The following is a 1,112-nucleotide window of genomic DNA, read 5'->3' on the forward strand; positions in this document are numbered from 1 at the left end:
TCATGGTCGCAAGGTCGTTATGGTCACTCGGTTTGGATGGCAAGAAGAGGTATCTAAATCATGAGTTTTCATTTGAAAAATGAAATAGACCGGATCTTAATGAGTAGTTATGTAAGCCTTCACATAGTCACGCAGAATAGCCAGATAAGGGGTAATATTTGGTTTCAAGATGTCTCTATAAAATAGGTGCAAAAAATCAATTTTAATCTATATCAAGGTTTCTATCCGACGCTTTCTGCTTATTTCACTCTTCAACTTCCAGAAATCAATTCTGTCTATTTTGTGATGCGCTCTGAGATTTGTTCCGCAACACCATCACGGCAGTCGTGAATACCATACTGACCAACTCGACAACCATCGTTAGGCCGTAAAATAGCAAAAATGTACTAGCAAAGAATACAGGCTGATCAGTTGGCAAAAAATGCAAGAAAACGCCAACGAAAAGCACCGCTGCCATAACAATCAGCGGATATCCCATGTCCGATGCAAGAACGTAAGGTTTGAGTTTGGAGTCGTTTTGCGCCCTAAGGATTGTCAAGAGAAATGACGATGGCAAAACAAAGATCAATGCAAATACGCCAATCCCAAATCCCAATAAACTTGGAAAAATACCCACAATCAAACTCGTCACTCTTACTTCTTCCGGCTTTAGATTAGAAGCAACCATGCAATATGCTGCAAGAAATGCTATGGCTAGCGCGATAAGAATCTTCGTAAAAATTCTATTATACCAAGCTTGAAATGGCGCAAATTCTTTTACGTATCGCGCGTCGCCATGAAATGCATATGCATTTGCTATTTTTATGAACGAACCAAGAAGTGGAGTCCTGATTAGCAGTTTATATAGGCTGACCAAAGCATTACCCTGAATTAACTTGGCGGCTTGACTTGCGTTTTGCTCGGGCATCCGCTTCCTTGATGCTGCGATAAATTTCGTTATAGAAGTCGAGTTCCGATTGATCTCCGCTTCTATTGATATCAATCATCACAGGATGATCTTTCATCTGATATAAAATGCTGGTTTGATCCTTGATGTATCGAATCGTTGCGTTTCCATATTTGGTTGCCAAGCCTACAAGACCTCTCGCAACTTCAGACATCCCATTCATATG

Annotated in this window: 2 protein-coding genes; both read right to left on the bottom strand. The window is 40.5% G+C overall.

Annotated features, from left to right (window positions below):
- Nucleotides 1-265: 265 nt before the first annotated feature.
- Nucleotides 266-907 carry a hypothetical protein gene (locus HW932_RS21435; RefSeq protein WP_176978479.1) on the bottom strand — a complete coding sequence of 214 codons (642 nt, stop codon included), beginning with the start codon at nt 905-907 and terminating at the stop codon, nt 266-268.
- A partial coding sequence (locus HW932_RS21440) for a hypothetical protein (protein ID WP_176978480.1) occupies nt 861-1,112 on the bottom strand: 252 nt, incomplete at its 5' end. The genes HW932_RS21440 and HW932_RS21435, both read right to left, overlap by 47 nt.

This window comes from Allochromatium humboldtianum (assembly GCF_013385175.1).
Classification (GTDB): domain Bacteria; phylum Pseudomonadota; class Gammaproteobacteria; order Chromatiales; family Chromatiaceae; genus Thermochromatium; species Thermochromatium humboldtianum.